The sequence below is a fragment of the Stenotrophomonas sp. SI-NJAU-1 genome (assembly GCF_020883215.1).
GTDB lineage: Bacteria > Pseudomonadota > Gammaproteobacteria > Xanthomonadales > Xanthomonadaceae > Stenotrophomonas > Stenotrophomonas indicatrix.
The window spans coordinates 2,834,056-2,855,698 of the sequence record NZ_CP086598.1; the positions used below are offsets into that span (position 1 = coordinate 2,834,056).

The 21,643-nt window shown below is 66.7% G+C and carries 21 protein-coding genes; 9 read left to right on the plus strand and 12 right to left on the minus strand.

Features of this window, described 5'->3' with window-relative positions; all coding sequences use genetic code 11:
• Positions 1 to 44: 44 nt before the first annotated feature.
• A complete protein-coding gene (locus tag LMF57_RS13020; protein WP_229290010.1) occupies positions 45 to 524 on the minus strand; it encodes a glutathione peroxidase in 480 nt (159 codons plus the stop codon).
• A gap of 160 nt (positions 525 to 684) precedes the next feature.
• Here LMF57_RS13020 and LMF57_RS13025 point away from each other — a divergent pair, with 160 nt between their 5' ends.
• Positions 685 to 2,853: a M3 family metallopeptidase gene (locus LMF57_RS13025; RefSeq protein WP_229290011.1), complete on the plus strand. Its 2,169-nt coding sequence runs from the start codon at positions 685 to 687 to the stop codon at positions 2,851 to 2,853.
• A gap of 89 nt (positions 2,854 to 2,942) precedes the next feature.
• Here LMF57_RS13025 and LMF57_RS13030 read toward each other — a convergent pair whose 3' ends face one another.
• From LMF57_RS13030 to LMF57_RS13045, 4 genes are read right to left on the minus strand one after another with little or no spacing between them, the layout of a single operon-like run.
• Complete coding sequence (locus LMF57_RS13030) at positions 2,943 to 3,314, minus strand: UDP-N-acetylglucosamine-peptide N-acetylglucosaminyltransferase (RefSeq protein WP_229290012.1); 372 nt, start codon at positions 3,312 to 3,314, stop codon at positions 2,943 to 2,945.
• 55 nt (positions 3,315 to 3,369) lie between these two features.
• The gene (gene cfa / locus LMF57_RS13035; protein ID WP_229290013.1) at positions 3,370 to 4,485 is read right to left on the minus strand and encodes a cyclopropane fatty acyl phospholipid synthase; all 1,116 of its coding nucleotides are present in this window, start codon (positions 4,483 to 4,485) and stop codon (positions 3,370 to 3,372) included.
• Between the two features lie 19 nt (positions 4,486 to 4,504).
• Positions 4,505 to 5,386, minus strand: a complete 882-nt coding sequence (locus LMF57_RS13040; RefSeq protein WP_229290014.1) for a DUF3298 and DUF4163 domain-containing protein — start codon at positions 5,384 to 5,386, stop codon at positions 4,505 to 4,507.
• Between the two features lie 36 nt (positions 5,387 to 5,422).
• Positions 5,423 to 5,725, minus strand: a complete 303-nt coding sequence (locus LMF57_RS13045; protein ID WP_025876743.1) for a GNAT family N-acetyltransferase — start codon at positions 5,723 to 5,725, stop codon at positions 5,423 to 5,425.
• A gap of 208 nt (positions 5,726 to 5,933) precedes the next feature.
• Here LMF57_RS13045 and LMF57_RS13050 point away from each other — a divergent pair, with 208 nt between their 5' ends.
• Positions 5,934 to 6,095 carry a hypothetical protein gene (locus LMF57_RS13050; RefSeq protein WP_162887673.1) on the plus strand — a complete coding sequence of 54 codons (162 nt, stop codon included), beginning with the start codon at positions 5,934 to 5,936 and terminating at the stop codon, positions 6,093 to 6,095.
• Between the two features lie 58 nt (positions 6,096 to 6,153).
• On the opposite strand, the gene LMF57_RS13055 is transcribed toward LMF57_RS13050, so the two are convergent.
• Complete coding sequence (locus LMF57_RS13055; protein ID WP_229290015.1) at positions 6,154 to 6,780, minus strand: rhomboid family intramembrane serine protease; 627 nt, start codon at positions 6,778 to 6,780, stop codon at positions 6,154 to 6,156.
• A gap of 7 nt (positions 6,781 to 6,787) precedes the next feature.
• On the minus strand, positions 6,788 to 8,353 hold the full coding sequence (locus LMF57_RS13060; RefSeq protein WP_208082576.1) for an oligopeptide:H+ symporter: 1,566 nt from the start codon (positions 8,351 to 8,353) through the stop codon (positions 6,788 to 6,790).
• 162 nt (positions 8,354 to 8,515) lie between these two features.
• Between LMF57_RS13060 and LMF57_RS13065 the strand changes: the two genes are divergently transcribed.
• Entirely contained in the window at positions 8,516 to 9,352 is an 837-nt protein-coding gene (locus LMF57_RS13065; protein WP_117310818.1) for an endonuclease/exonuclease/phosphatase family protein, read from the plus strand.
• Positions 9,353 to 9,464: 112 nt separating this feature from the next.
• Here the strand turns inward: LMF57_RS13065 and LMF57_RS13070 are convergent, their stop codons facing one another.
• A complete protein-coding gene (locus tag LMF57_RS13070) occupies positions 9,465 to 10,076 on the minus strand; it encodes a superoxide dismutase (protein ID WP_005410310.1) in 612 nt (203 codons plus the stop codon).
• 220 nt (positions 10,077 to 10,296) lie between these two features.
• On the opposite strand from LMF57_RS13070, the gene LMF57_RS13075 reads away from it, so the two are divergent.
• Together LMF57_RS13075 and LMF57_RS13080 are read left to right on the plus strand one after the other, a co-directional pair.
• The gene (locus LMF57_RS13075; RefSeq protein ID WP_229290016.1) at positions 10,297 to 10,755 is read left to right on the plus strand and encodes a ribonuclease domain-containing protein; all 459 of its coding nucleotides are present in this window, start codon (positions 10,297 to 10,299) and stop codon (positions 10,753 to 10,755) included.
• Positions 10,752 to 11,165 carry a barstar family protein gene (locus LMF57_RS13080; RefSeq protein ID WP_025876732.1) on the plus strand — a complete coding sequence of 138 codons (414 nt, stop codon included), beginning with the start codon at positions 10,752 to 10,754 and terminating at the stop codon, positions 11,163 to 11,165. Before LMF57_RS13075 ends, LMF57_RS13080 begins: the two co-directional genes overlap by 4 nt.
• 117 nt (positions 11,166 to 11,282) lie before the next feature.
• On the opposite strand, the gene LMF57_RS13085 is transcribed toward LMF57_RS13080, so the two are convergent.
• Both LMF57_RS13085 and LMF57_RS13090 read right to left on the minus strand, forming a co-directional pair.
• Complete coding sequence (locus LMF57_RS13085; RefSeq protein WP_229290017.1) at positions 11,283 to 13,037, minus strand: hypothetical protein; 1,755 nt, start codon at positions 13,035 to 13,037, stop codon at positions 11,283 to 11,285.
• A 10-nt stretch (positions 13,038 to 13,047) separates the two neighbouring features.
• Entirely contained in the window at positions 13,048 to 13,647 is a 600-nt protein-coding gene (locus LMF57_RS13090) for an NfuA family Fe-S biogenesis protein (RefSeq protein WP_117310821.1), read from the minus strand.
• Between the two features lie 90 nt (positions 13,648 to 13,737).
• On the opposite strand from LMF57_RS13090, the gene LMF57_RS13095 reads away from it, so the two are divergent.
• The 3 genes from LMF57_RS13095 to zupT all read left to right on the plus strand — a co-directional run bounded on the left by LMF57_RS13095 (position 13,738) and on the right by zupT (position 15,408).
• The gene (locus LMF57_RS13095; protein WP_025876725.1) at positions 13,738 to 14,088 is read left to right on the plus strand and encodes a 4a-hydroxytetrahydrobiopterin dehydratase; all 351 of its coding nucleotides are present in this window, start codon (positions 13,738 to 13,740) and stop codon (positions 14,086 to 14,088) included.
• A complete protein-coding gene (locus LMF57_RS13100) occupies positions 14,085 to 14,501 on the plus strand; it encodes an energy transducer TonB (RefSeq protein ID WP_117310822.1) in 417 nt (138 codons plus the stop codon). The genes LMF57_RS13095 and LMF57_RS13100 overlap by 4 nt, the downstream gene beginning before the upstream one ends.
• A gap of 97 nt (positions 14,502 to 14,598) precedes the next feature.
• Positions 14,599 to 15,408, plus strand: coding sequence for a zinc transporter ZupT (gene zupT, locus LMF57_RS13105; protein WP_229290018.1), 810 nt, complete (start codon positions 14,599 to 14,601; stop codon positions 15,406 to 15,408).
• Positions 15,409 to 15,953: 545 nt separating this feature from the next.
• Here zupT and LMF57_RS13110 read toward each other — a convergent pair.
• On the minus strand, positions 15,954 to 16,928 hold the full coding sequence (locus LMF57_RS13110) for an RluA family pseudouridine synthase (RefSeq protein WP_049467068.1): 975 nt from the start codon (positions 16,926 to 16,928) through the stop codon (positions 15,954 to 15,956).
• A gap of 406 nt (positions 16,929 to 17,334) precedes the next feature.
• On the opposite strand from LMF57_RS13110, the gene rne reads away from it, so the two are divergent.
• Positions 17,335 to 20,643, plus strand: a complete 3,309-nt coding sequence (gene rne / locus LMF57_RS13115; RefSeq protein ID WP_117310823.1) for a ribonuclease E — start codon at positions 17,335 to 17,337, stop codon at positions 20,641 to 20,643.
• A 115-nt stretch (positions 20,644 to 20,758) separates the two neighbouring features.
• On the opposite strand, the gene LMF57_RS13120 is transcribed toward rne, so the two are convergent.
• Positions 20,759 to 21,643 (minus strand): endonuclease/exonuclease/phosphatase family protein, encoded by an 885-nt coding sequence (locus tag LMF57_RS13120; RefSeq protein WP_117310824.1) that lies wholly within the window; start codon positions 21,641 to 21,643, stop codon positions 20,759 to 20,761.

Sequence of the window (21,643 nt, forward strand, 5' to 3'; positions counted from 1 at the left end):
TGCCCGGCGGATATCGGTCGCCGGGCATGGCCCGGCGCTACCGGTCACAACATCGCTTCGATGCCGCCGCGCAGCTGCTCCGGCTTGGTGGTCGGCGCATAGCGATCCACCACCTGGCCCTGGCGATCGACCAGGAACTTGCTGAAGTTCCACTTGATGCGGGCGATACCCAGCAACCCGCGCTTCTCATGAGACAGCCATGCCCACAGCGGGTCGGCACCCTCGCCATTGACCTCGATCTTCTGCGACAGCGGGAAGCTGACCGGGTAATCGATCGAACAGAACTGGCGGATCTGCGCGGCATCGCCCGGCTCCTGCGCGCCGAACTGGTTGCAGGGAAATCCGATCACCACCAGGCCGCGATCACGATAGTCCTGCCACAGCTGTTCCAACCCGGTGTACTGCGGGGTAAAGCCACAGCGGCTGGCCACGTTGACCAGCAGCAGCGGACGGCCCTGGTACTGCGCCAACGCCTGCGGCTGGCCTTCAAGGTCACGGAAGCTGAAATCGTAGGCAGTGGTCATGGCGGATGGCCGTGGGCGGTGATTGCATGGTACCCGGGCAGCCACCCATGGGGGTGGCCCTGCTGCGGGGCGGCTTTGCCAACATGCCTTTTGACACAAGTGCGGGCGCGCCGGGCCGGGTTACCCTCGGGCCCTTGTTTGCCTTACCGGAGTATCGACCTTGACCACCCGCCTTGCCCTTGCCGTGGCCATGACCCTCGGCCTTGCCCTGCCCGCCTATTCGGCCAGCGCCGCCGCCCCGGCCACCGCTGCCAATGCCCAGCAGGCCAATCCGTTCTTCGCCGACAGCCCGTTGCCACTGCATTTCCCGCAGTTCGACAAGATCAAGGACAGCGACTTCGCCCCGGCCTTCGACGCCGGCATGGCGCAGCAGCTGAAGGAAGTGGAGGCGATCGCCAACACCAAGGCCAAGCCGACCTTCGACAACACCATCATCGCCCTGGAAAAGAGCGGTGACACCCTGGACCGCGCGACCACCGTGTTCTTCAGCCTGGTCGGCGCCGACACCAACGACACCCGCAAGAAGCTGCAGGCCGACTATTCGGCGAAGTTCGCCGCGCACAGCGATGCGATCGCGCTGAACGGCAAGCTGTTCGCGCGCATCCAGGCGCTGTATGACAGCCGCACCACCCTGGGCCTGGATGCTGAAGGCGTGCGCCTGATCGAGAAGTACTACGACAACTACGTGCGCGCCGGCGCCAAGCTGTCCGAGGCCGACAAGACCAAGCTGAAGGAAATGAACGCCGAGCTGGCCAACCTCGGCACCAGGTTCAGCCAGAACGTGCAGTCGGAAGTGAACGCTTCGGCGATCACCGTCAACGACGTCAAGGAACTGGACGGCCTGTCCAAGGAGCAGATCGCCGCTGCCGCCGAAGCCGCCAAGGCCCGTGGCCTGGACGGCAAGTACGTGATCACCCTGCTCAACACCACCGGCCAGCCGCCGCTGACCAACCTGGCCAACCGTGCCCTGCGCCAGAAGATCTACGAAGCGTCCACCACCCGCGGCAGCCGCGGCGGTGAGTTCGACAACACCGCGCTGGTCGCGCGCATCATGCAGCTGCGCGCCGACAAGGCCAAGCTGATGGGCTTCCCGAACTTCGCCGCCTACAACCTGACCAACCAGACCGCCAAGACCCCCGAAGCGGTCAATGCGATGCTCGGCAAGCTGGCACCGGCAGCGGTGGCCAACGCCAAGCGCGAAGCCGCCGACCTGCAGGCAATGATCGACCAGGAACAGAAGGCCGCCGGCAAGCCGACCTTCAAGCTGGAGCCGTGGGACTGGGCCTTCTACAGCGAGAAGGTGCGCCAGGCCAAGTACAACTTCGACGAATCGCAGCTGAAGCCGTACTTCGAAATGAAGAACGTGCTGGAGAACGGCGTGTTCTTCGCCGCCAACCAGGAATTCGGCCTGACCTTCAAGCAGCGCACCGACCTGCCGGTCTACCACGATGACGTCACCGTCTATGACGTGTTCGATGCCGACGGCAGCCAGCTGGCGATCTTCATCTTCGACCCGTACGCACGCGCCTCCAAGCGCGGCGGTGCGTGGATGAACTCGTACGTCTCGCAGTCCAAGCTGACCGGCTTCAAGCCGGTGGTGGCCAACCACCTGAACATTCCCAAGCCGCCGGCCGGCCAGCCGACCCTGCTGACCTGGGATGAAGTGAGCACCACCTTCCACGAGTTCGGCCATGCCCTGCATGGCATGTTCTCGAATGTGAAGTACCCGTACTTCTCGGGCACCGCGGTGCCGCGCGACTTCGTCGAGTTCCCCTCGCAGGTCAACGAGATGTGGGCCGACAACCCGGTCATCCTGAAGAACTACGCCAAGCACTACCAGAACGGTTCGGCGATGCCGCAGGCACTGCTGGACAAGGTGCTGGCCGCGGCCAAGTTCAACCAGGGCTTTGCCACCACCGAATACCTGGGCGCCGCCATGCTCGACCAGCGCTGGCACCAGATCGGCCCGGACCAGGTACCGGCTGCCAAGGACGTGATGGCCTTCGAGCGCGCCGCGCTGGAGAAGGACGGCATCTACTATGCGCCGGTTCCGCCGCGCTACAGGACCCCGTATTTCAGCCACATCATGGGCGGCTACTCGGCCGGCTACTACGCCTACATCTGGTCGGAAGTGCTCGACGCCAACACCCAGAAGTGGTTCCGCGACAACGGCGGCCTGAGCCGCAAGAACGGCGACCACTTCCGCGCGACCCTGCTGTCCAAGGGTGGCAGCGTGGATGCGATGCAGCTGTTCCGCGATTTCGCCGGGCACGAGCCGCAGATCGAACCGCTGCTGGAAAAGCGTGGCCTGACCGGCACCGGCAACTGATCGCCGGCACCGCATAGCGTGAAACGAAAACCGCCCGGGAGACCGGGCGGTTTTTTCTGGGCCGTCCCTCCCCTGTCCGCTCCCGCCGCTCAATGCGCCAGTGGGTCGAACCACGCTTCCCACGTTTCCGGCGACGCGGTCATCCTGCCTGCCCTGGTGAACGCCGCTTTCGCCTGCGCGCTGCACCCGGTGTTGAACAGCGCCACGCCCAGGTTGAAGACGGTATGCCGATCCCGGCTGCCCACTGCCAGCGCCTGCTCCAGCAGCACCCTTGCCCGCCCATGTTCGCCGCTGTCACAGGCGACCGTACCCAGTCCCGTCAACAGCTGTGGATGCTCCCCGTGAGCTGCTATCGCCGTCTCCAGGGTAGCTGCCGCTGCAGCCAACGCAGCAGCCGCGTCACGCGTTCCGGCAAACGCGGCATCAACCCCGGCGCGCGCACTGCGAAGGGCACGCACCACTGCACTGGGGTCCAAGTCATGCACGGGTGGTTGAGATCGGGAAACCATGGAGGCGTCAGCGCGGGGCCACGTAGCCGCCGGGAACCCCCTCCGGCGACAGCACCAGCTGCCACAGCTGCGCATGCCGGCAGCGGAAGCTGGCCATCGATCCGGCCAGATAGAAGCGCCACATGCGCCGGAAATGCTCGTCATAACGTGCGTCCAGCCGTGGCCACGCCGCTTCCACGTTGCGCCGCCAGGCCTGCAGCGTCAGGTCGTAGTCGGTACCGAAGTTGTGCCAGTCCTCCAGCACGAAGCGCCCTTCGAACGCCCGGCTGATCTGCACCGCAGACGGCAGCATCGAATTGGGGAAGATGTAGCGGGCGATCCACGGATCGGTGCGGTGACGCGAAATGTTGCTGCCGATGGTATGCAACAGCAGCAGTCCACGCGGCGAAAGACAGCGCCGGGCCACGTCGAAGAAGCTGCGGTAGTTCTTGTCGCCCACGTGTTCGAACATGCCGATCGAAAAGATCGCATCGAAAGGTTCGTCAAGTTCGCGATAGTCCTGCAGCCGGATCTCGATCGGCAGGCCAGCGCACAGCCTGCGGGCGAAGTCGGCCTGCTCCTGCGAGATGGTGATGCCCACGCCACTGACACCGTATCGCTCGGCGGCGAACTTCAGCGCCTCGCCCCAACCGCAGCCGATGTCCAGCACGCGTTGCCCCGGCCGCAGCCCCAGCTTGCGGCACACCAGGTCCAGCTTGGCTTCCTGCGCGCCATCCAGATCGTCGGCATTGCGCCAGTAACCACAGCTGTAGACCAGGCGCTGGCCAAGCATCGCCTTGTACAGGTCATTGCCAAGGTCATAGTGGCGGCGCCCCACTTCGTAGCTGCCCGTCCCGGCCTGCAGGTTGAACAGGCGCGCCTTCAGGGCGTCGGCCACCTCGCGCCAGCCGTGCACCCGCTCGTCCAGGTGCGCCTGCATCAGGTGGTACAGGAACTCGTCGAGGACGTTGGCATCCCACCAGCCGTCCATGTAGCTCTCGCCCAGGCCGAGTGAGCCTTGCGCGATGACCCGCGCGAAGAAGCGCGGGTCATGCACCTGGATATCCTGCGGCCGGCTTCCATCGATCTGGACCCCGGCCTCGTGGAGCAGGCCGGCAACCCGCTCCTGCAACCCTGTATCCACGTCACCTCCTCGTCTACGGTTACCCGCGTGCGAACAGTTCCACATACTCCTTGGCCACGTGTGGCAACAACACCGAGGCCGGCACATCGGCGGTCTGGGTGCCGTCCGAGTATGGACCCACCTGGTAGGGCGGGAACACGAAGCGCAGCGCGGTGATCTGTCCCTTGTCGTCGGTCAGCGGCTGGAACTGGCTGAAGTTGTCGGCCTGCGGACCGGTGCCGTCGGCGATCATCCGCGAGGCATTGCGCAGCGATTCCTGCAGCTGCGACGGGTCCATGTCCTCGCCGCTGAGGCGGGTGGCCACACGCTCGCGCAGCTGGTCGGCGACGAAATCGCTGATCGCTTTCCAGCCCTTGGCATCGGCCACCAGCTTGTCGGCGCTCAGCATCTGCTGCTGCGCCGGCAGCCACACGAAACGAGCCACCAGCGGTTCGCCATGGGCGCCGCCGGTGTAGCGGCTGCCGTCGGCACTGACCACCACCAGCTGCGGCGTCTCCAGCAGCTTCTCGAAGCTCAGCGACAGCTCATAGGGCATGGTCGGCTTGTCATTGCCCAGCCCGTCCAGCGCCTGCTGCAGATCGCTGCGGGCCGAGGTTGCATAGGCCTGCAGCGCACGTGCCAGGCCTGGATAACGATCGATGCCCGGCGGATAGCTGATGCCGACCACTTCACGTTCGTTGTTCTCGATCACATCGCGCAGATCCAACGGCGCTTCCGCTGCCGGTGCCTCGGCGGTGCCGGTGGCTTCGGCCGCAGGTGCGGCATCGGTGGCCGGCGCCGCCTCGTTCTCGCGCTGGCAACCGGCCAGCAACAGCACGCCCATAGCGCCGGCCAGCACGCTGGCGTGCAGTGGCCGGTTGTTTCCAATCTTCATCGGGATCCCCTGTTCATGTTCATGCATCATCGCCTGCCCTGGCTGAAGGGTGGCCCGCTGGATTCAGCCCACAAGCAGATCGTGGTACTCCTCGTGCCGCTGCAGGAAGGCCTCGGCATAGGCACATGCCGGCACCACCTTGTACTTCTGTTCACGGGCGAAACGCAGTGCGACCCGGGTCAGCTCACCGGCAATGCCGCGGCCGGCGATCGGCTCGGGCACTTCGGTATGGGTGATGACCATCCGCCTGCGCTTGATCTGGTACTCCAACAGTGCCACCTGCCCACGCACACGGGCGGTGAAACGGTGGTTGACCTGATCGTGTTCGACCTCGTAAGCCAGACCGGGGGGCGTGACCGAAGCCATGGGACTGTCTCCTGCGGCGACTGCGTGGATGGTGCGCACGCGGGCGCCATGATCGCGTGAAGTCTGAACAGGGACAAGTCTGCGCCCGTTGCGTCAGTTGTTGCCCTCAAGCTTCAGGCCAACCGGCCGCTAACCCCTCTGCAGGGGTGCGCCAGCCTGGCATGCCCCTTGCGACAGTTGACCAAGCGATCTGCCGTGGAGGCCCGTGATGCACCCCAGCGATTCCCAATCCGATACCGATCACGCCCTGCTGGAGGGCCTGCTGCAACTGGCCGTGGAGGGACAGACCGAAGACCAGGCGTTCCAGAGCATCGGCGAGGAAGTCTTCTCCCGCCTGCTTGATACCTACGGTCAGCAGACCCGGGCCTGACCCGGAGCGGGGCCGCAGCCCCGGGGGCCGGATCCAGTGGATCCGACCCCGGCCACCCTCAGCCGCCGCCGAGGCGGAAGGTCGGGTTGGACAGTTCGCGCAGGAAGTGACTGAAGATGCCCGGCTGCATGGCCAGCATGAAGATCACGCCGAACGCCGCACCGGCCAGGTGCGCGCTGTGGTTGATGCGATCGCCACCGCGCTTGTCCATCCAGATGCTGTAGCCGACGTAGAACGCGGCATAGACGATCGCCGGCGCCGGGATGAAGAACACCAGGATGATCGACCACGGCTTGATCAGGATGAAGGCGAACAGCACCGCCGACACCGCCCCGGACGCACCGAGGCTGAGGTAGTTCGGGTTCTTCTGGTTCTTCAGGTAGCTGGGCAGGATCGAAACCAGCAGCGCACCGATGTAGAACGCCGGGTAGACCAGGTAGCTGCCGGTCAGCTGCACCATCACGCTCTCGATGAACCCCCCGAAGAAGAACAGGGTGATCATGTTGAAGATCAGGTGCGACCAGTCGGCATGGATGAAGCCGTAGGTGATCAGGCGGTCGTACTGGCGGTGGCGATCCACCGCCGGCGGCCACAGGATCAGGCGGTCGGCCAGCTTGCGGTTGTTGAACGCCATCCACGACAGGATGGCGGTGATGGCGATCAACAGCAGATTGACGGGGGTCATGTCAGGCTCAGGCGGTGCGGTAGTTGTCGACCATACGATAGCGTTTCGCATACCAACCGAAGGCCAACGCCGCGACGAAAGCGAAACCGGCGAAGAAGAACATCAGGAATGCCGCTTCGCTCAGGCCCGTACTGGCGATCTTGTGGGTCACCGCATCGTTGCGTACGGCCGCATTGGACAGCAGCACCCACAGGTTGCCGATGGTGGTGGTCAGGTTCCAGAAGCTCATCACCACGCCCTTCATCGCCTGCGGGGCCTGGCTGTAGGCGAACTCCAGGCCGGTGGCCGAGACCAGCACCTCACCGAAGGTCAGCAGGGCGTACGGCAGCATCTGCCAGAAGATCGACATCGCATTGCCGCCATCCATCACCACCTGGATGCCACCCACCACGATCCAGGCCAGGCCGCTGAAAGCGATGCCCGCAGTCATCCGGCGCAGCGCGGTGGGCTCGAAACCGAAGCGGCGCAGGGCCGGGTACAGCACCAGGTTGTTGAACGGAATCAGGATCATCACCAGCAGCGGGTTCAGCGCCTGCATCTGCGAGGCGGTGAACCAGCTCGGCATCTGCATCTGCTGGCCCTGCAGCACCCAGGTCGAGGCCTTCTGGTCGAACAGCGAGAAGAACGGCGTGGTCAGGGCGAAGATCACCAGCACGCGCAGCACCGAGCGCACGCCTTCCACGGCTTCGGCCGGATGCTGGCCGCGCGCGCGGTCCAGCTGCAGCCAGGTGCCACCACCGATGCCTGCCAGGATCGAGACCAGCGCCAGGCACAGGCAGATCACGATGCCGAGCGAGCCGACCAGGCCGAACGAGGCCACCGCCAGCACCAGGCCGAGCACGGCGATCACCAGGCCCGGACGGCCCTGGCCGGCCACCTGCGTGGTCAGCGCGGTGCGCACCACGTTGGCGAACGAATGCGGGTCCTTCGGCGGCAGCGGCACCAGCACGTAGCGCTTGCGGCCCAGCCAGAACACGAAGGTGGCGATGAACATCAGGATGCCCGGAATGCCGAACGCCCACTGCGGGCCCCAGTTCTTCAGCGCCAGCGGGATCAGCAGCGAGGCGAACAACGAGCCGAAGTTGATGATCCAGTAGAAGGCATCGAAGACGATCTTGGCCAGGTGCTTGTTGCTCTGGTCGAACTGGTCACCCATGAACGAGGCCACCAGCGGCTTGATGCCACCGGCACCCAGCGCGATCAGGCCCAGGCCGAGGAAGAAGCCGCCACGGCTGCCCTCGAACAGCGCAAGGCACAGATGGCCCATGCAGTAGACCAGGCTGAACCACAGGATGGTGTGGTACTTGCCGAAGAACCTGTCGGCCAGCCAGCCACCGAGCAGCGGGAAGAAATACACGCCGATCATGAAGCTGTGCATGATGTCCTTGGCTTCACCGGCACGGCCTTCGGCCGTGATTTCCTGCAGCAGCAGGGAGGTGATCAGGAACTGCACCAGGATGTTGCGCATCCCGTAGAAACTGAACCGCTCGCAGGCCTCATTGCCGATGATGTACGGGATCTGGCGCGGCATCTTTCCCTGGCCGGCGATGGGGGCGACTGCGTCGTGGCTCATCCTGTAAGGCATTCCTGCAAAACGAAAGGCGCAAGAGTACCGGAACCTGTGCGTGCGAAGCACGCTGCAGGGCTGCATGACAGGCGCGCCAAAGCATGGCAGGCATGGGCGGCCCTGCCGGAAGTCACGGAACCTGCACGGCAAAAGCGTAAACTTATCGTTATGCGCCCCCTCCCCTTTGCCCGCATCCTGTCCAGCAGCCTTGCCCTCATGCTGGCCGTGCCTGCATTGGCACGACCGCAGGCGCCGCCGGCCGCCGGCCTTGCCACGGAGGTGCGGCAATTGACCGTCGCCGCGCTGGAACTGCCCAGCCGTGATGAAGGGCAATGGAAGCAGCGCCGCGAACAGGTGCTGCAGCTGCTGACCGATCTGCAGCCGGATGTGATCTCGGTGCAGCAGGTCCTGCAGCAGCAAGGGCGCAACCCGGCCTGCTGGCTGGCCAGCCGGCTGCGCTACAGCTGCGATTTCGTCACCGCAGACCCGCCGAGCCAGCCGGTCCGGCATGGCAACGCGATGCTCAGCCGGCTGCCGGTCAGCGAGGACGGCGTCACCCTGCTGCATCCGCCGGGCACCTTCAGTGCCGCCGGCATGATGCGCCTGCGGCTGGGCGACAACGACGTCAACGTTTACGTCGCGCGCCTGCGGCCGGAGCCGGATGAGGCCACGGCCCGGCAGCATCAGACCAGCGACCTGATGACCTGGATCGGCGCCACGGCCGAGGGCATGCCGAGCCTGATCGCCGGGGATTTTTCCGCAAGCACCGTCGAGCTGGTGCGCAGCACGCCCGGCTTCCAGCCGGCCCGGCGCAATCCCGGCGCACCGGCGGCCAGCGGCGGCGGCGCCAGTGGCCATGGGCTGGACGTGCTGTTCCAGGTCAAGCATTTCGGCGGCATCCGCCAGCAGGCGATCATGCTGCCCGCCGATGGCGACCTGCCCGGCCTGCGCCTGGGCGTGATGGCGACGCTGCGGCTGCAGGACGTGGCTGCCACCACCGAATGAGAACCATGAGGTTGCCGGCCAGCGGCCGGCACTACCGATGCGCAAACAGAAAGGCCGGGGTCTCCCCCGGCCTTCTGTTGAAGCCGCCGGGCATGGCCCGGCGCTACCGTTCTCAGGCGATCGCTTCCTGGTAACGGCGCTCGACTTCGTTCCAGTCGATGACGTTGAAGAACGCGCCGATGTATTCCGGACGACGGTTCTGGTACTTCAGGTAGTACGCGTGTTCCCACACGTCCAGGCCGAGGATGGGGGTGTTGCCTTCCATCAGCGGGCTGTCCTGGTTGCCGGTGCTCTCGACCACGACCTTCTTGTCCGGGGTCACGCTCAGCCATGCCCAGCCGCTGCCGAAACGGGTCAGCGCAGCCTTGGTGAAGGCGTCCTTGAACTTGTCGAAGCCGCCCAGGTCCTTGTCGATGGCCTTGGCCACGTCGCCCACGGGGTTGCCGCCAGCATTCGGAGCCATCACGGTCCAGAACAGCGAGTGGTTGGCATGGCCGCCACCGTTGTTGCGCACCGGACCCTGCAGGTTCTCCGGCAGCGACTTCAGCTTCTTCACCAGTTCTTCGACCGGCAGGTCAGCGTACTCGGTGCCTTCCAGCGCCGCGTTGACGTTGTTGATGTAGGTCTGGTGATGCTTGGTGTGATGGATTTCCATCGTCGCCGCATCGATATGCGGTTCCAGCGCGTCGTAGGCGTAGGACAGCTTGGGCAGGGTATAGGCCATGATGCATCTCCTGATTGCGAGGGCACCCGACGGTGTCGGGCGTTGCGCGGTGAATGATGGGGACAGACCGCCAGATTACCAAGGGGGATGTAAAGGAAATTGCGTCCTGCAGGTGAGCATGCCGGCAATTGTTACGCAGCGGTGACGCGGCGCGCGCCCTCATGCAGGGTGCAGCGCGCAGGCGCTACAGTGGGCGCACCACCCTCGCCTGCTCCTGCCCATGCGCAACCCCCGGCTGTTGATCACTGCCATCGTCCTGCTGCTGTTCGGCCTGGTCGCCAATCATTTCCTGCAGCGGCCGCCGCCGCCGCAGTTCGCCCCCGACCTGCAGGGCACTCCGGCGGCCAACGCACCGACGCTGCGCAGCAACAGCGACAGCGACAGCGGCCTGCCCGCCTTCCTTCCGGCCGAGGCCCGCCAGACCATCGCGCTGATCCAGCGCGGCGGTCCGTTCCCGCATCGGCAGGATGGCAGCACCTTCGGCAACCGCGAACAACAGTTGCCACAGCGCCCGCGTGGCTACTACCGCGAGTACACCGTCGACACGCCCGGTGCAGGCAACCGCGGCGCGCGGCGCATCGTCACCGGTGGCAACCCGCCCGATGCCTGGTACTACACCGATGATCACTACGAATCGTTCCGCAGCTTCACCGTACCGGCCTCCGGAGAACGCCCATGAGCCACGATGATTTCGGCCTCGGCCTGCATGACATCAACAATGCCGGCGTCTACGCGATCGACAGCTCCGATATCAGCGCGCTGTCGGCAGCGATGCGCGATGCCGACCTGAAGGTGATCCGGATCGACCTGGATGGCGTGGGCGACAAGCGCACCCTGCTGGCGCGGCTGGCCGCCCAGCTTGATTTCCCTGCCGGCTTCGGCGGCAACTGGGACGCCCTGTCTGACAACCTGCGCGACCTGCAATGGCTGCCGGCCCATGGCTATGCGCTGTTCCTGGCCGACGTCGATGCCCTGCGTGCCGGTGCAGGCAAGGAGTTCGACACGCTGCTGGACATCCTGGATGAAGCGAGCCGTGACTGGGTAGGCCGCGACGTCCCGTTCTGGGTGTTCCTGTCACAGAGCGAATGACCTGGTAGAGGCCGACCTTGGTCGGCGCTTCCGTGCCAACCAAGGTTGGCATCTACCCAGGCGCGCCACGGCCACGACGAGAGCCTGCGATGGCTCCGGCGGAGACAACCGGGGCCGCTACCGGCTGCCGTTATCGTCCTGCAGCTCTTTCTTGAACGGGATATCCGGGGGCGGACGCGCCACTGCCGGCTGGTCCTGCATGTTCGGATCGGTGAGGCCACAACCGCCACCGGCCTGCAGGATCGAGATCACGCAGGAAATCTTCGTGCTGGTACCCGGCAACGGAATCTCCATCGCCTTGACGCCCTTGCGCACCCATTCGGCGAGCAGCGATTCCTGCGGCACCCAATACTTGTCGAACGAGGTAGGCGTGTAGTCGTACGGCGGCCGCTTCAGCCATTTGCCGGACTCGGCGATGCGCTCCTTGCTCCAGCCGTCGTTGGCCCCACCGGGTGCGCCACGCTCGGCCTTGCCGGCCCCGTCCTGGCCGGCCACGCGTACGCTGCCGTCAGCGTTGAACAGACCATCGCCCTTGCCCGCACTGGTTTGCGCTGCGCCCTGGTTGGCGCCGTCGCGATTGCGGCTGGAAGCGCCCCAGTCGTCACCGCGTGCGGGCGTTGCCCAGTTGCCTGGGGTTGGTGCCGGACGGGCGCCCGCCTGTGCGGCGGCGGTGCTGGTCGTCGCAGGGCGCGCCACGCTGGCGCTGTTCTGGGCCGAACTGCCGGCGGGTGCCGGCGTCGGCGTGGTCGCGCTGCCTGCCGCAGTCGACGCGGCAGGTTGCGGAGCGGCAGCAACCTCCCGTTCGCGCACCTGCACCTCGCGCCCGGCAGGCGCACGCACCGTGGGCTCGCGCCCTGCGACGGTGGCCATGCGCACCTGCGGATCGGTCATCGCCCGCACTTCGCGCTCGCGCACCTGCACGTCGCGCTGCGGCACGCGTACCTGGATGTCGGTGGTGCGCATCGGCTGCGGCGCTAGCGGCGCTTCGACCGTGCTGATTTCGCGCTCCTGCACCTGTACATCGCGCACGCGGGGAGCCTGCACTGCCACCTCGGGCGTGCGTACCGGCGTTGCCATCGGCGCAGCCTGTACCGGCTGCACGCTGCGCTCGCGTACCGTCGGAATGGTGTCGCGAGGCACGATGCTGACCTCGGTGCGCGGCAGTGCGACCGGCGGCACCACGAATTCGGCGGTCGCCTCTGCAACTTCGGTGGCCTGTACCGGTGAGGGCGGCGGTGCGGCCACCGGCGCCGGCTCCACCTCGGGCGGCGGCGGCACGCTGGCGGTCGGTGCCGTGGCAGCGGCAGTGGAAGACGGCGCAGGTGCAGACGGTTGCGGCCGGGGCGCTGTCGCCGCTCCGGCATCCTGGCCTGCGGCTGCGGCACCGGCCTCTGCGGCGGCAGCCGCCTCGGTACCGGGCTGGTCGCCGCCGCCTTCCTGTGCAGCACGGCCGACGAATTCAATCTGCACGCGCTCACCCTCGCTGCCCTGCTCGTCCGGCGAAGACGTGCGGATCACCGCCACCCACAGCAGCAGCAGGAAGAACAACAGATGCAGCAACGCGCTGAGCAGCGCCGAGGTCCAGCGCATCCAGCGCTGGTCACGCGGCGCCGGATCCCAGTCCTGCCAGAACAGGCGGCGCAGGGACGCCCATGGCCCCAGCCCCGGCAAGCGCCCCGGAGGCCCGGGCAGCGGCCGCGGCAGCAGCACTGCAATCACCTCGCGCGCGTGGAACGGACGCGGCAGCGGCGTCAGCGTCCGCAGCCAGATCGCCCAGCCGTACGGCAGGCCGGTGCTCTTCTCGAGGATGGGCGGTCGCTGCTGGCGCGCCAGCAGCAGGTCGATGAGTTGCTCGGCTCTGGGCAGAGGCACGCGTTGGCGATCAGGCGGCGTTGCCGCGCGGAATATACGGAGCGTGGCCGCTGTCGTGATCGGTAGCATCACGCACGGCGGTCACCCCCGGCACACGGCCCATCAAGGTCTTCTCGATGCCCTGCTTGAGGGTGACGTCGGCCATGCCGCAGCCCTGGCAGCCACCGCCGAAGCGCAGCAGCACCACGCCGTCGGCCGAGACTTCCTGCACGGCGACCTTGCCACCGTGCGAAGCGAGCTGCGGATTGACTTCGTTTTCCACCACCCAATGCACGCGCTCGACCAGCGAGGCGGCATCGCCGGGCGCTTCGCCCTTGATCCGCGGCGCCTTGATCGTCAGCTGCTGGGTACCAGCGGTACCGGGCACGATGTCGATCTCCGCGCCATCGAGCCAGCCAACGCTGCTTGCGTCGACATAGAGGGTGAAGCCATCACAGTCCACCGCCCACTCGTCGCCGAGCAGATCGGTCAGCTCGGCGAACTCCAGCCGGGCATCGGCACGCGGGGTGCCAGGATCGACCGCACTCAAGCGCACGCCCATGCCGGGCACGCCCTCGCGTTCGATCAGCTTGCGGAAATGGGTCTGGGCAGTGTCGGAGATCTGGATCATCAGGCTATTCTAGCCAAGTAAGCGTCAGCCGCTCATTCGTTTTATACACCGGCCGGCGCATTGTTCAGTCAACACGAGGTGGAGGAACCCATGGCCGACCTGATTCCGCTGGCACAGGCCCGTTGCGTGCCGCGCAAGGGCAGCGACCACAAGCTGGGCGAGGCCCGGCTGGCCGAACTGCTGCCGCAGGTTCCCGGCTGGGAGCTGGCCGAAGCCGGCCAGGCGCTGGTGCGCACGTTCCGCTTCAAGGATTACTACGCCACCATGGCCTTCGTGAACGCGCTGGCCTGGATCGCCCACGGCGAGGACCATCACCCGGACCTCGGCGTCCACTACGACCGTGCCGTCGTCCGCTACTCCACCCACGACGTGGGCGGCCTGAGCGAGAACGACTTCATCTGCGCAGCGAAGACTTCGGCCCTGACGGAGCAACTGAAATGAATGTGCGATTGCTGAGCCTGTCCCTGTTCGCCGCGACCGGCCTGGCCGGCTGTGGTTCTTCCGAGCCGCCGGCACCGCCGGCCGCCCCGCCCACCGAGGTGGCCGCAGTGAAGACCCCGCCGCCGCAGTATCCGCTCGAGCTCGCCTGCACCGGCGTGGGCGGCACCAGCACCTTCAAGGTGGTGATCGGCACCGACGGCAAACCCAGCGAGGTCACCCTGCTGACCGGCGCGGGCAACCCGCAGCTGGACGATCTGGCCAAGACCGCCGTGCAGGGCTGGCAGTTCAAGGCAGCCACCCGCAATGGCGAGGCCGTACCGGCCACGATCCAGGTGCCGGTCAGCTTCAACCCGCCGCAGCCCAAGCCGGACCAGTGCTTCGCCATCGAAGAAAGCCTGCGCCGCGGCGGCTGATCGCGGGCCGATGACGAGGCCAGCCGACGCCCGCCTCGCCTTTGCCGCCCCGGCCCGTGCCGGGGCGATTGCTTGATGACAAGGAACGCGTCGGTACATGCTGCAGATTCCCCCCGAAAACATCTGGATCGCCCTGGCGGTCACCCTCGCTGCGGGCCTTGCCACCGCCATCGGCAGCCTGCTGGTGCTGTTCTCGCGTCGCCCCAATCCGCGCCTGCTGGCCTTCGGCCTGGCCTTTGCCGGCGGCGCGATGGTGTACGTCTCGCTGTCGGAGATCCTCAACAAATCCATCGCCTCGTTCGCGCTGGCCTGTGGTGAGCGCACCGGCTTCACCTACGGCACGCTCGCGTTCCTGCTGGGCGTGGTGGTGATCGTGCTGATCGACCACTTCATTCCCAACCCGCATGACAGCCTGGACAAGCAGGACCCGGCCTTCCGCGAGAACAGCCGCGAATACCTGAAGCGGGTCGCCCTGCTGACCTCGGTAGCGATTACGGCGCACAACTTCCCGGAGGGGCTGGCGACGTTCTTCGCGACGCTGGAGAGCCCGTCGGTGGGCATGCCGCTGGCCTTCGCCATCGCCATCCACAATATTCCCGAGGGCATCGCCATTGCGGTACCGGTGTACTTCGCCACGCAGAACAAGTTCTATGCGTTCGCCGCCAGCCTGCTTTCAGGCCTGGCTGAGCCTGTCGGCGCGGCTATCGGCTATGTACTGCTGTCCGGCTCGCTGTCCCACGCCACGTTCGGCTGGGTGTTCGGCCTGATTGCCGGTGTGATGGTGTTCCTGGCGCTGGACGAGCTGCTGCCGGCGGCCAAGCGCTACGCCAAGGGCCACGAGACCGTCTATGGCCTGGTGGCCGGCATGGGTACGCTGGCGATCAGCCTGGTGCTGTTCAAGTGGTGAGGGATTTCCGGCCAACGGGCTGAGCCCCCTCGCGGCTGGCACCCGAACCTTTCTGAATGGTCCCGGGCGGGGTCAGTTCGCGGGGGACGCCGTTAATCCGTCCCTGGAGGCTTGGCCGCGGCATCCATGCCGCGGACACCCCCGCGAACTGACCCCGCCCGTGCCCCTCATTCTTCCGTGCGTGCCAGCCGCGCGATGAAGGATTAAAAGCGAAGCCCGCGCTGCGCGCGTGAGTCGAGCGTTGCTCGACTCTACAAAGGCTGCGTGCAGCCTGGGGTCTACGCTGCGGCTGTCGGGTCCGCCTTGTAGCGAGCCGAGCACCGCAGGTCCGGCGAGGGCGAAGAGGCGCGGGTGTTTGAGCGCAGCGAGTTCCGCGCCGCCCCTCGGCGGACCGAGGAGCACAGGGCATCGGCGCGCAGCGCTGGCTCGCGGATGGTGGCGTGTTTCTTTGGTTACTTTCTTTGCACGAGCAAAGAAAGTGACAAGCCCCCTTATCGCAGGGAAACGACGGCTCCAGCCAAACGCCCGGCGCCGCCGAACCGCCCTTAGCGAAGTCGATCCAGCGCCTCGACCAGCTCATCGGCCAGCGGCGCGTTCAGCACATACGGGCTCTTGCCCTCGTCCAGCGCGAACTCCAGCGACGCCGCATGCAGGAACAAGCGCTTCAGCCCGATCTGCTCACGAAGCCGCTTGTTGACCGCAGGATCGCCGTATTTGTCGTCACCGGCCACCGGATGCCCCAGATGCTGGGCGTGCACGCGGATCTGGTGGGTGCGGCCGGTTTCGATGCGCACCTCGCAATAGGAATGACCACCCTTGCGCTCCAGCACCCGGAAATGGCTGATCGATTCCTTGCCGATCGCATTGACCTGCACATGACGCTCGCCGCCCTGGCGCAGGCCCACGTGCAGCGGCGCGTCGACCGTCATCACCCCATCCGGCATGCGCCCGGCCAACAGGGTCAGGTAGCGCTTGCGGATGCCCGCACCGTGGTCTTCACGCAGCAGCGCCTGCAGTTCACTCAGCGCCGAGCGCTTCTTGGCCACGATCAGCAGGCCGGAGGTGTCACGGTCCAGCCGGTGGACCAACTCCAGGGTCTGCCCGGGGCGCAGCGCACGCAGGGTCTCGATGGCGCCGAAGCTGATGCCGCTGCCACCGTGGCTGGCGACACCGGTCGGCTTGTTCAGCGCCAGCAGGCGGGCATCTTCGAAGACGATGGCCTGCTCCAGCCGGCGCATGAACGCCTCGGGCGGACCGGCCTTGTCTCCCTCTTCACTGAGACGGACCGGCGGAATCCGCACTTCGTCGCCGGCCTCCAGCTTGCGCTCGGCCTTGGCGCGGCCGCCATTGATGCGCACCTGGCCGCTGCGGACCAGCTTGTAGACCAGGCTGCGTGGGGCACCCTTGAGCTGGCCGAGCAGGAAATTGTCCAGGCGCTGGCCGGCGCGGTCGGCCGGAACGGTGATCATGCGCACGGAAGGCTTGTCGCCGGCCGGCTTGGTGGGGTCTTGTGCAGTCATCAGCCTGTTTATTCTGTTACACTCGGGGGGCGAGATAAGGGATTGATTTCGTTGGAAGTTACTCAGGGCCAGAAGCCCAGCTTCCGACGAATCCGGCACAGTGCGCGACCACCGCCCGCGGGGCGGCCATGTTAGCGGCTCACCGGCGTTCCCGGCCATCGCCGATTGCCTGACACGCAGTCGCGCTGAACATGTCCCGTGCGGCGCTCCAGCCTGGCTGACAGCTGCCGCCGGCCCTGCAACACCCAAAACCAGAAAATTGAAGCGCTCCCGCGGCCTGCCGTGGTGTCGTAGCGCTGGAAACCCAAGCCGCCCTCCCCGCGCTTGCGCGAATGGGCGGCGAGCCGTGTCCAGAGGCGAAACCCCATGGCGTTCCGCGCGGTAGCCGCTTGCGAGGAACGCAACAATGAAGCGAATGCTGATCAACGCCACGCAGGCTGAAGAGCTGCGTGTTGCCATCGTGGATGGCCAGTCGTTGTATGACATCGACATCGAGCAGCCGTCCAAGGAACAGAAGAAGTCCAACATCTACAAGGGCCGGATCTTCCGCATCGAGCCTTCGCTGGAAGCGGCCTTCGTCGAATACGGTGGTGGCCGCCATGGCTTCCTGCCGCTGAAGGAAATCTCCCGCGACTACTTCCAGGCCGGTGTCGACCACAACAAGGCCGGTATCCGCGAGCTGCTGAAGGAAGGCCAGGAAGTGGTCGTCCAGGTCGACAAGGAAGAGCGTGGCAACAAGGGCGCAGCCCTGACCACGTTCATCTCCCTGGCCGGCCGCTACATGGTGCTGATGCCGAACTCACCCAGTGCCGGCGGTGTCTCCCGTCGCATCGAGGGTGAAGACCGGGCCGCCCTGAAGGATGCCCTGGACAAGCTGAACATCCCCGACGAAATGGGCGTCATCATCCGTACCGCCGGCGTCGGCCGCGATGCGGAAGAGCTGCAGTGGGATCTGGACTACCTGCTGAACGTCTGGCGCGCCATCGCCGAAGCGGCGCTGAGCAAGCCGGCCCCGTTCCTGATCTACCAGGAATCGCGCCTAATCGTGCGCGCCCTGCGTGACTACCTGCGCGCCGACATCGGCGAGATCCTGGTGGACACCGAGGAGATGTACGAGCACGCCAAGGAGTTCATGCAGCAGGTGATGCCGCAGACCCTGCGCAAGCTCAAGCATTACAAGGACGACATCCCGCTGTTCAACCGCTTCCAGATCGAATCGCAGATCGAAGGCGCCTACGAGCGCAACGTGCGCCTGCCGTCGGGCGGCTCGATCGTGGTCGACCAGACCGAAGCGCTGACTGCCGTCGACGTCAACTCCTCGCGCGCCACCAAGGGCAGCGACATCGAGGACACCGCGTTCCAGACCAACCTGGAAGCAGCCGAGGAAGTGGCCCGCCAGCTGCGCCTGCGTGACCTCGGTGGCCTGGTGGTGATCGACTTCATCGACATGGCCTCCAACAAGCACCAGCGCGAGGTCGAGAACCGCCTGGCCAACGCACTGAAGTACGACCGTGCACGCGTGCAGGTCGGTCGCATCTCGCGCTTCGGACTGCTGGAAATGAGCCGCCAGCGCCTGCGCCCGAGCCTGGGCGAATCCAGCCAGATCGTCTGCCCGCGCTGCGACGGCCATGGCCGCATGCGCAGCGTCGAGTCGCTGTCGCTGTCGATCATCCGCGTCGCCGAAGAGCATGCGATGAAGGAGAACACCGGGCAGGTGCTGGTACAGGCCCCGGTGGAGATCGCCAATTACCTGCTGAATGAAAAGCGCGGCGCGCTGGGCGAAATCGAGAAGCGCCACGAGGCGCCGATCGTGATCGTTGCCGACGAACAGCTGCACACCCCGCATTACACCGTCACCCGCCTGCGCGACAACGAGCTGGGCGAGGAAAGCGGCAAGCCGAGCTACCAGCGCGGTACCCCGCGCAAGCTGCCGGTGCACGCGCTGACCAAGGGCCAGCTGAACATCCCGCCGCCGATGGTGACCCAGGTCAAGCACAACTCGCCCGCCCCGGTGCGCGAGGAAGTGGAACCGGTCGCCGCCCCGGCACCGGCACCGGTGGCCGCAGCGGCCCCGGCAGCCGCCGCCAGTGGCGGCGTCGTCGGCTGGCTCAAGCGCATCTTTGGCGGCGAGCCGGCACCGGCCCCCGCACCGGCACCGGCCGCACGCCAGCCGCAGCAGGATGGCGGCCGCCGTGACCGCAACAAGGATCGCAACAAGGACCGCAAGGACCGTCGCGAAGACAGCCGCGGCAATGGCGGCAATGGCAATGGCAACGCGCAGCAGCAGAAGGACGGCGGCAACCGCAAGGACCGCGGTGAACAGCGCAAGGATGGCCGCAACGGCGGCAACCAGGCCAATGGCAATGGCAATGGCCAGCAGCAGCCGCAGCAGCAGGGCAAGCCGAAGGATGGGCAGCAGCCGCAGCAGAACAAGCCGCGCAACGAACAGGGCCAGCAGCAGCCGAAGCTGAAGCAGCCGAGGCAGCCGCGCCCGCAGGACGGTGACAAGCCGGCCGAGAAGCCGCAGCGCGCCGCTGCCGAAGCACCGGCCGATGCCGTGACCGCAGCAGCAGCCGTGTCCACCACGACCGCAGTTGCCGCCACCGTCGCGGTGCAGGAAGAAAAGGCACAGGCACCGGCCGTTGCCACTGAAAACGTGGCCGGCACTGTCGCCACCGTGGACACCGTCGCGAAGACCGATGCCGAGGTCGTGGTTGCGACCGGGGCTGCCGAAGATGCTGCTACCGATGCCGCAGGCGACCAGACCGGTGAAGGCGCAACCCGCCGCCGCCGTGGCCGTCGTGGCGGTCGTCGTCGTCGTCGCGGTGGCGCCGAGAACGCCGCTGGCGGCGACGTGCTGGGCGATGACCTGGACGACGGCGATGATGCCGAGGGCGAGGACAACGACAGCGATTCCGTCGAGCCGACGGCCCCGGCTCCGGTCGGCGCACCGGCAGCTGCCGTGCAGCCGTCGCGTTCGCAGCCGGAATTCGATTTCGATGACGACGTCGAGCCGGTCGCTGCAGATGCCGGCAAGCCGGCACGTGCGCCGGTTGCAGTGGCTGCCGCGGTTGCCCCGGTTGCTGCCGTGAGCAGCCCCGTGGTCGAAGCAGCCGCTCCGGTGGCCGCCGCAGTGCAGGCTCCGGCTGCGGTGGAAGCAGTCGCCAAGGCCGAACCGGCCCCGTCGCCGGTGCAGACCAGCATGCTGGATGCCATCGACGCAGCGACGCCGGTGCAGCCGGCGCCTGAAGCGGCTCCGGTGATCGAGGCGAAGTCGCCGCTGGTGGAGACCGCTGCGGCGATCGAAGCAGCTCCGGTCGCTGAACCGGCCGCAGTAGTCGCAACCGCCCCGGTCTCTGAGCCGACCCCGGTAGTCGAAGCTGCGCCGGTGGCCGAGCCGAAGCCGGTGGTGGCCGATGTTGCGCCGGTGGTTGAAGCTGCTCCGGCAGCCGAGCCGAAGGCCGAGGTTGAAGCTGCTCCGGCAGCCGAGCCGAAGGCCGAGGTTGAAGTCGCCCCGGTCGTCGAGCAGCCGGCCGCCCCGGTGGCTGTCGAGGCCGCACCGGTGGACGCCGCTGCGCCGGTCGCCGATGCAGTCGTGCCGGCGCCGGTCGACCCGATCGCCGATGGCCATGCCGACGCTGCCGCCCAGGCCGCCGACGCGCAGGCGTCGGAAGAAGACGAAGACGCCGGCAAGCGCACGCCACCGGTCGCCTGATCGATCCTTGATCGGCAACAACGAAACGGCGGGGATCGATGATCCCCGCCGTTTCTGTTTGTGACGTATCAGATGCCGTAGCGAACGCCTGCCGCGTCGCCACGCGATGCCGTTATCAGGGCTTCGGCGCGAACTGCAGCCGGGTCCACACCCCGTAGTGATCGGAGGCCCAGCGGCCGCCGTCATCAGGCTGGTCGAACAGGATCTTCGCTTCGCGCGCGACCATCTCGTCCTGCTGGAAGAAGATGTGGTCGATCCGCGACGGCGCCTGGTAGTAGTGGCGGTTGAGCGTGCTCACAGCCGCCAGGTCGGTGTTGACGTGCACGCTGCCGTAGCTGTCACCGTAGTGGCTGCGCAGTTCGCTCAGATCGCCGGCATCGACCAGGGCGTTGAAGTCGCCGGCAATCACCACCGGTGCCCCCGCAGAACTGCCGGCGATGAAACGCAGCAGGTCTTCGACCTGGCTGCGGCGGATGCTCTGGCCGGCGTCGTCACTGCGCTCGTTGAGATGGGTGGCATAGACATTGACCGGCCTGCCCTCCACGTTGATGCGCAGATGGGCCACGGTGCGGTAGTCATCCAGCGGCAGCAGCAGGTGCTCGCCATGCGCCAGGATCGGGCGCCGGGTCAGCAGCGCATTGCCATAACGCTTGGGTGCACCCACCGGATCGGTGGACACGAATACGTACCGGTAGCCGAGCTGGCTGGCCAGCCACTGCGCCTGGTTGCGCACGTTGCGCTTCTGGATCACCTCCTGCAGCGCGATGGCATCGGGCTGCAGGCGCTTGAGCTCGGCCACGATCGTGCGACGGCGGCTGGGCCAGTCCTCGCGGTCGTGGTGCAGGTTGAACGTGACCATGCTCATGCCGGGTTCGCCGACCGCCGTGGCCGCGTCAGCCGCGCTGGCCGACTCAGCGGCTGGCGCCAGCCCGGGCAGGGCCAGCGCGATCGCCAGCCCCAGCGCGCAGAAACCGCGACCGATTCCGAGCGGACCTCGCAT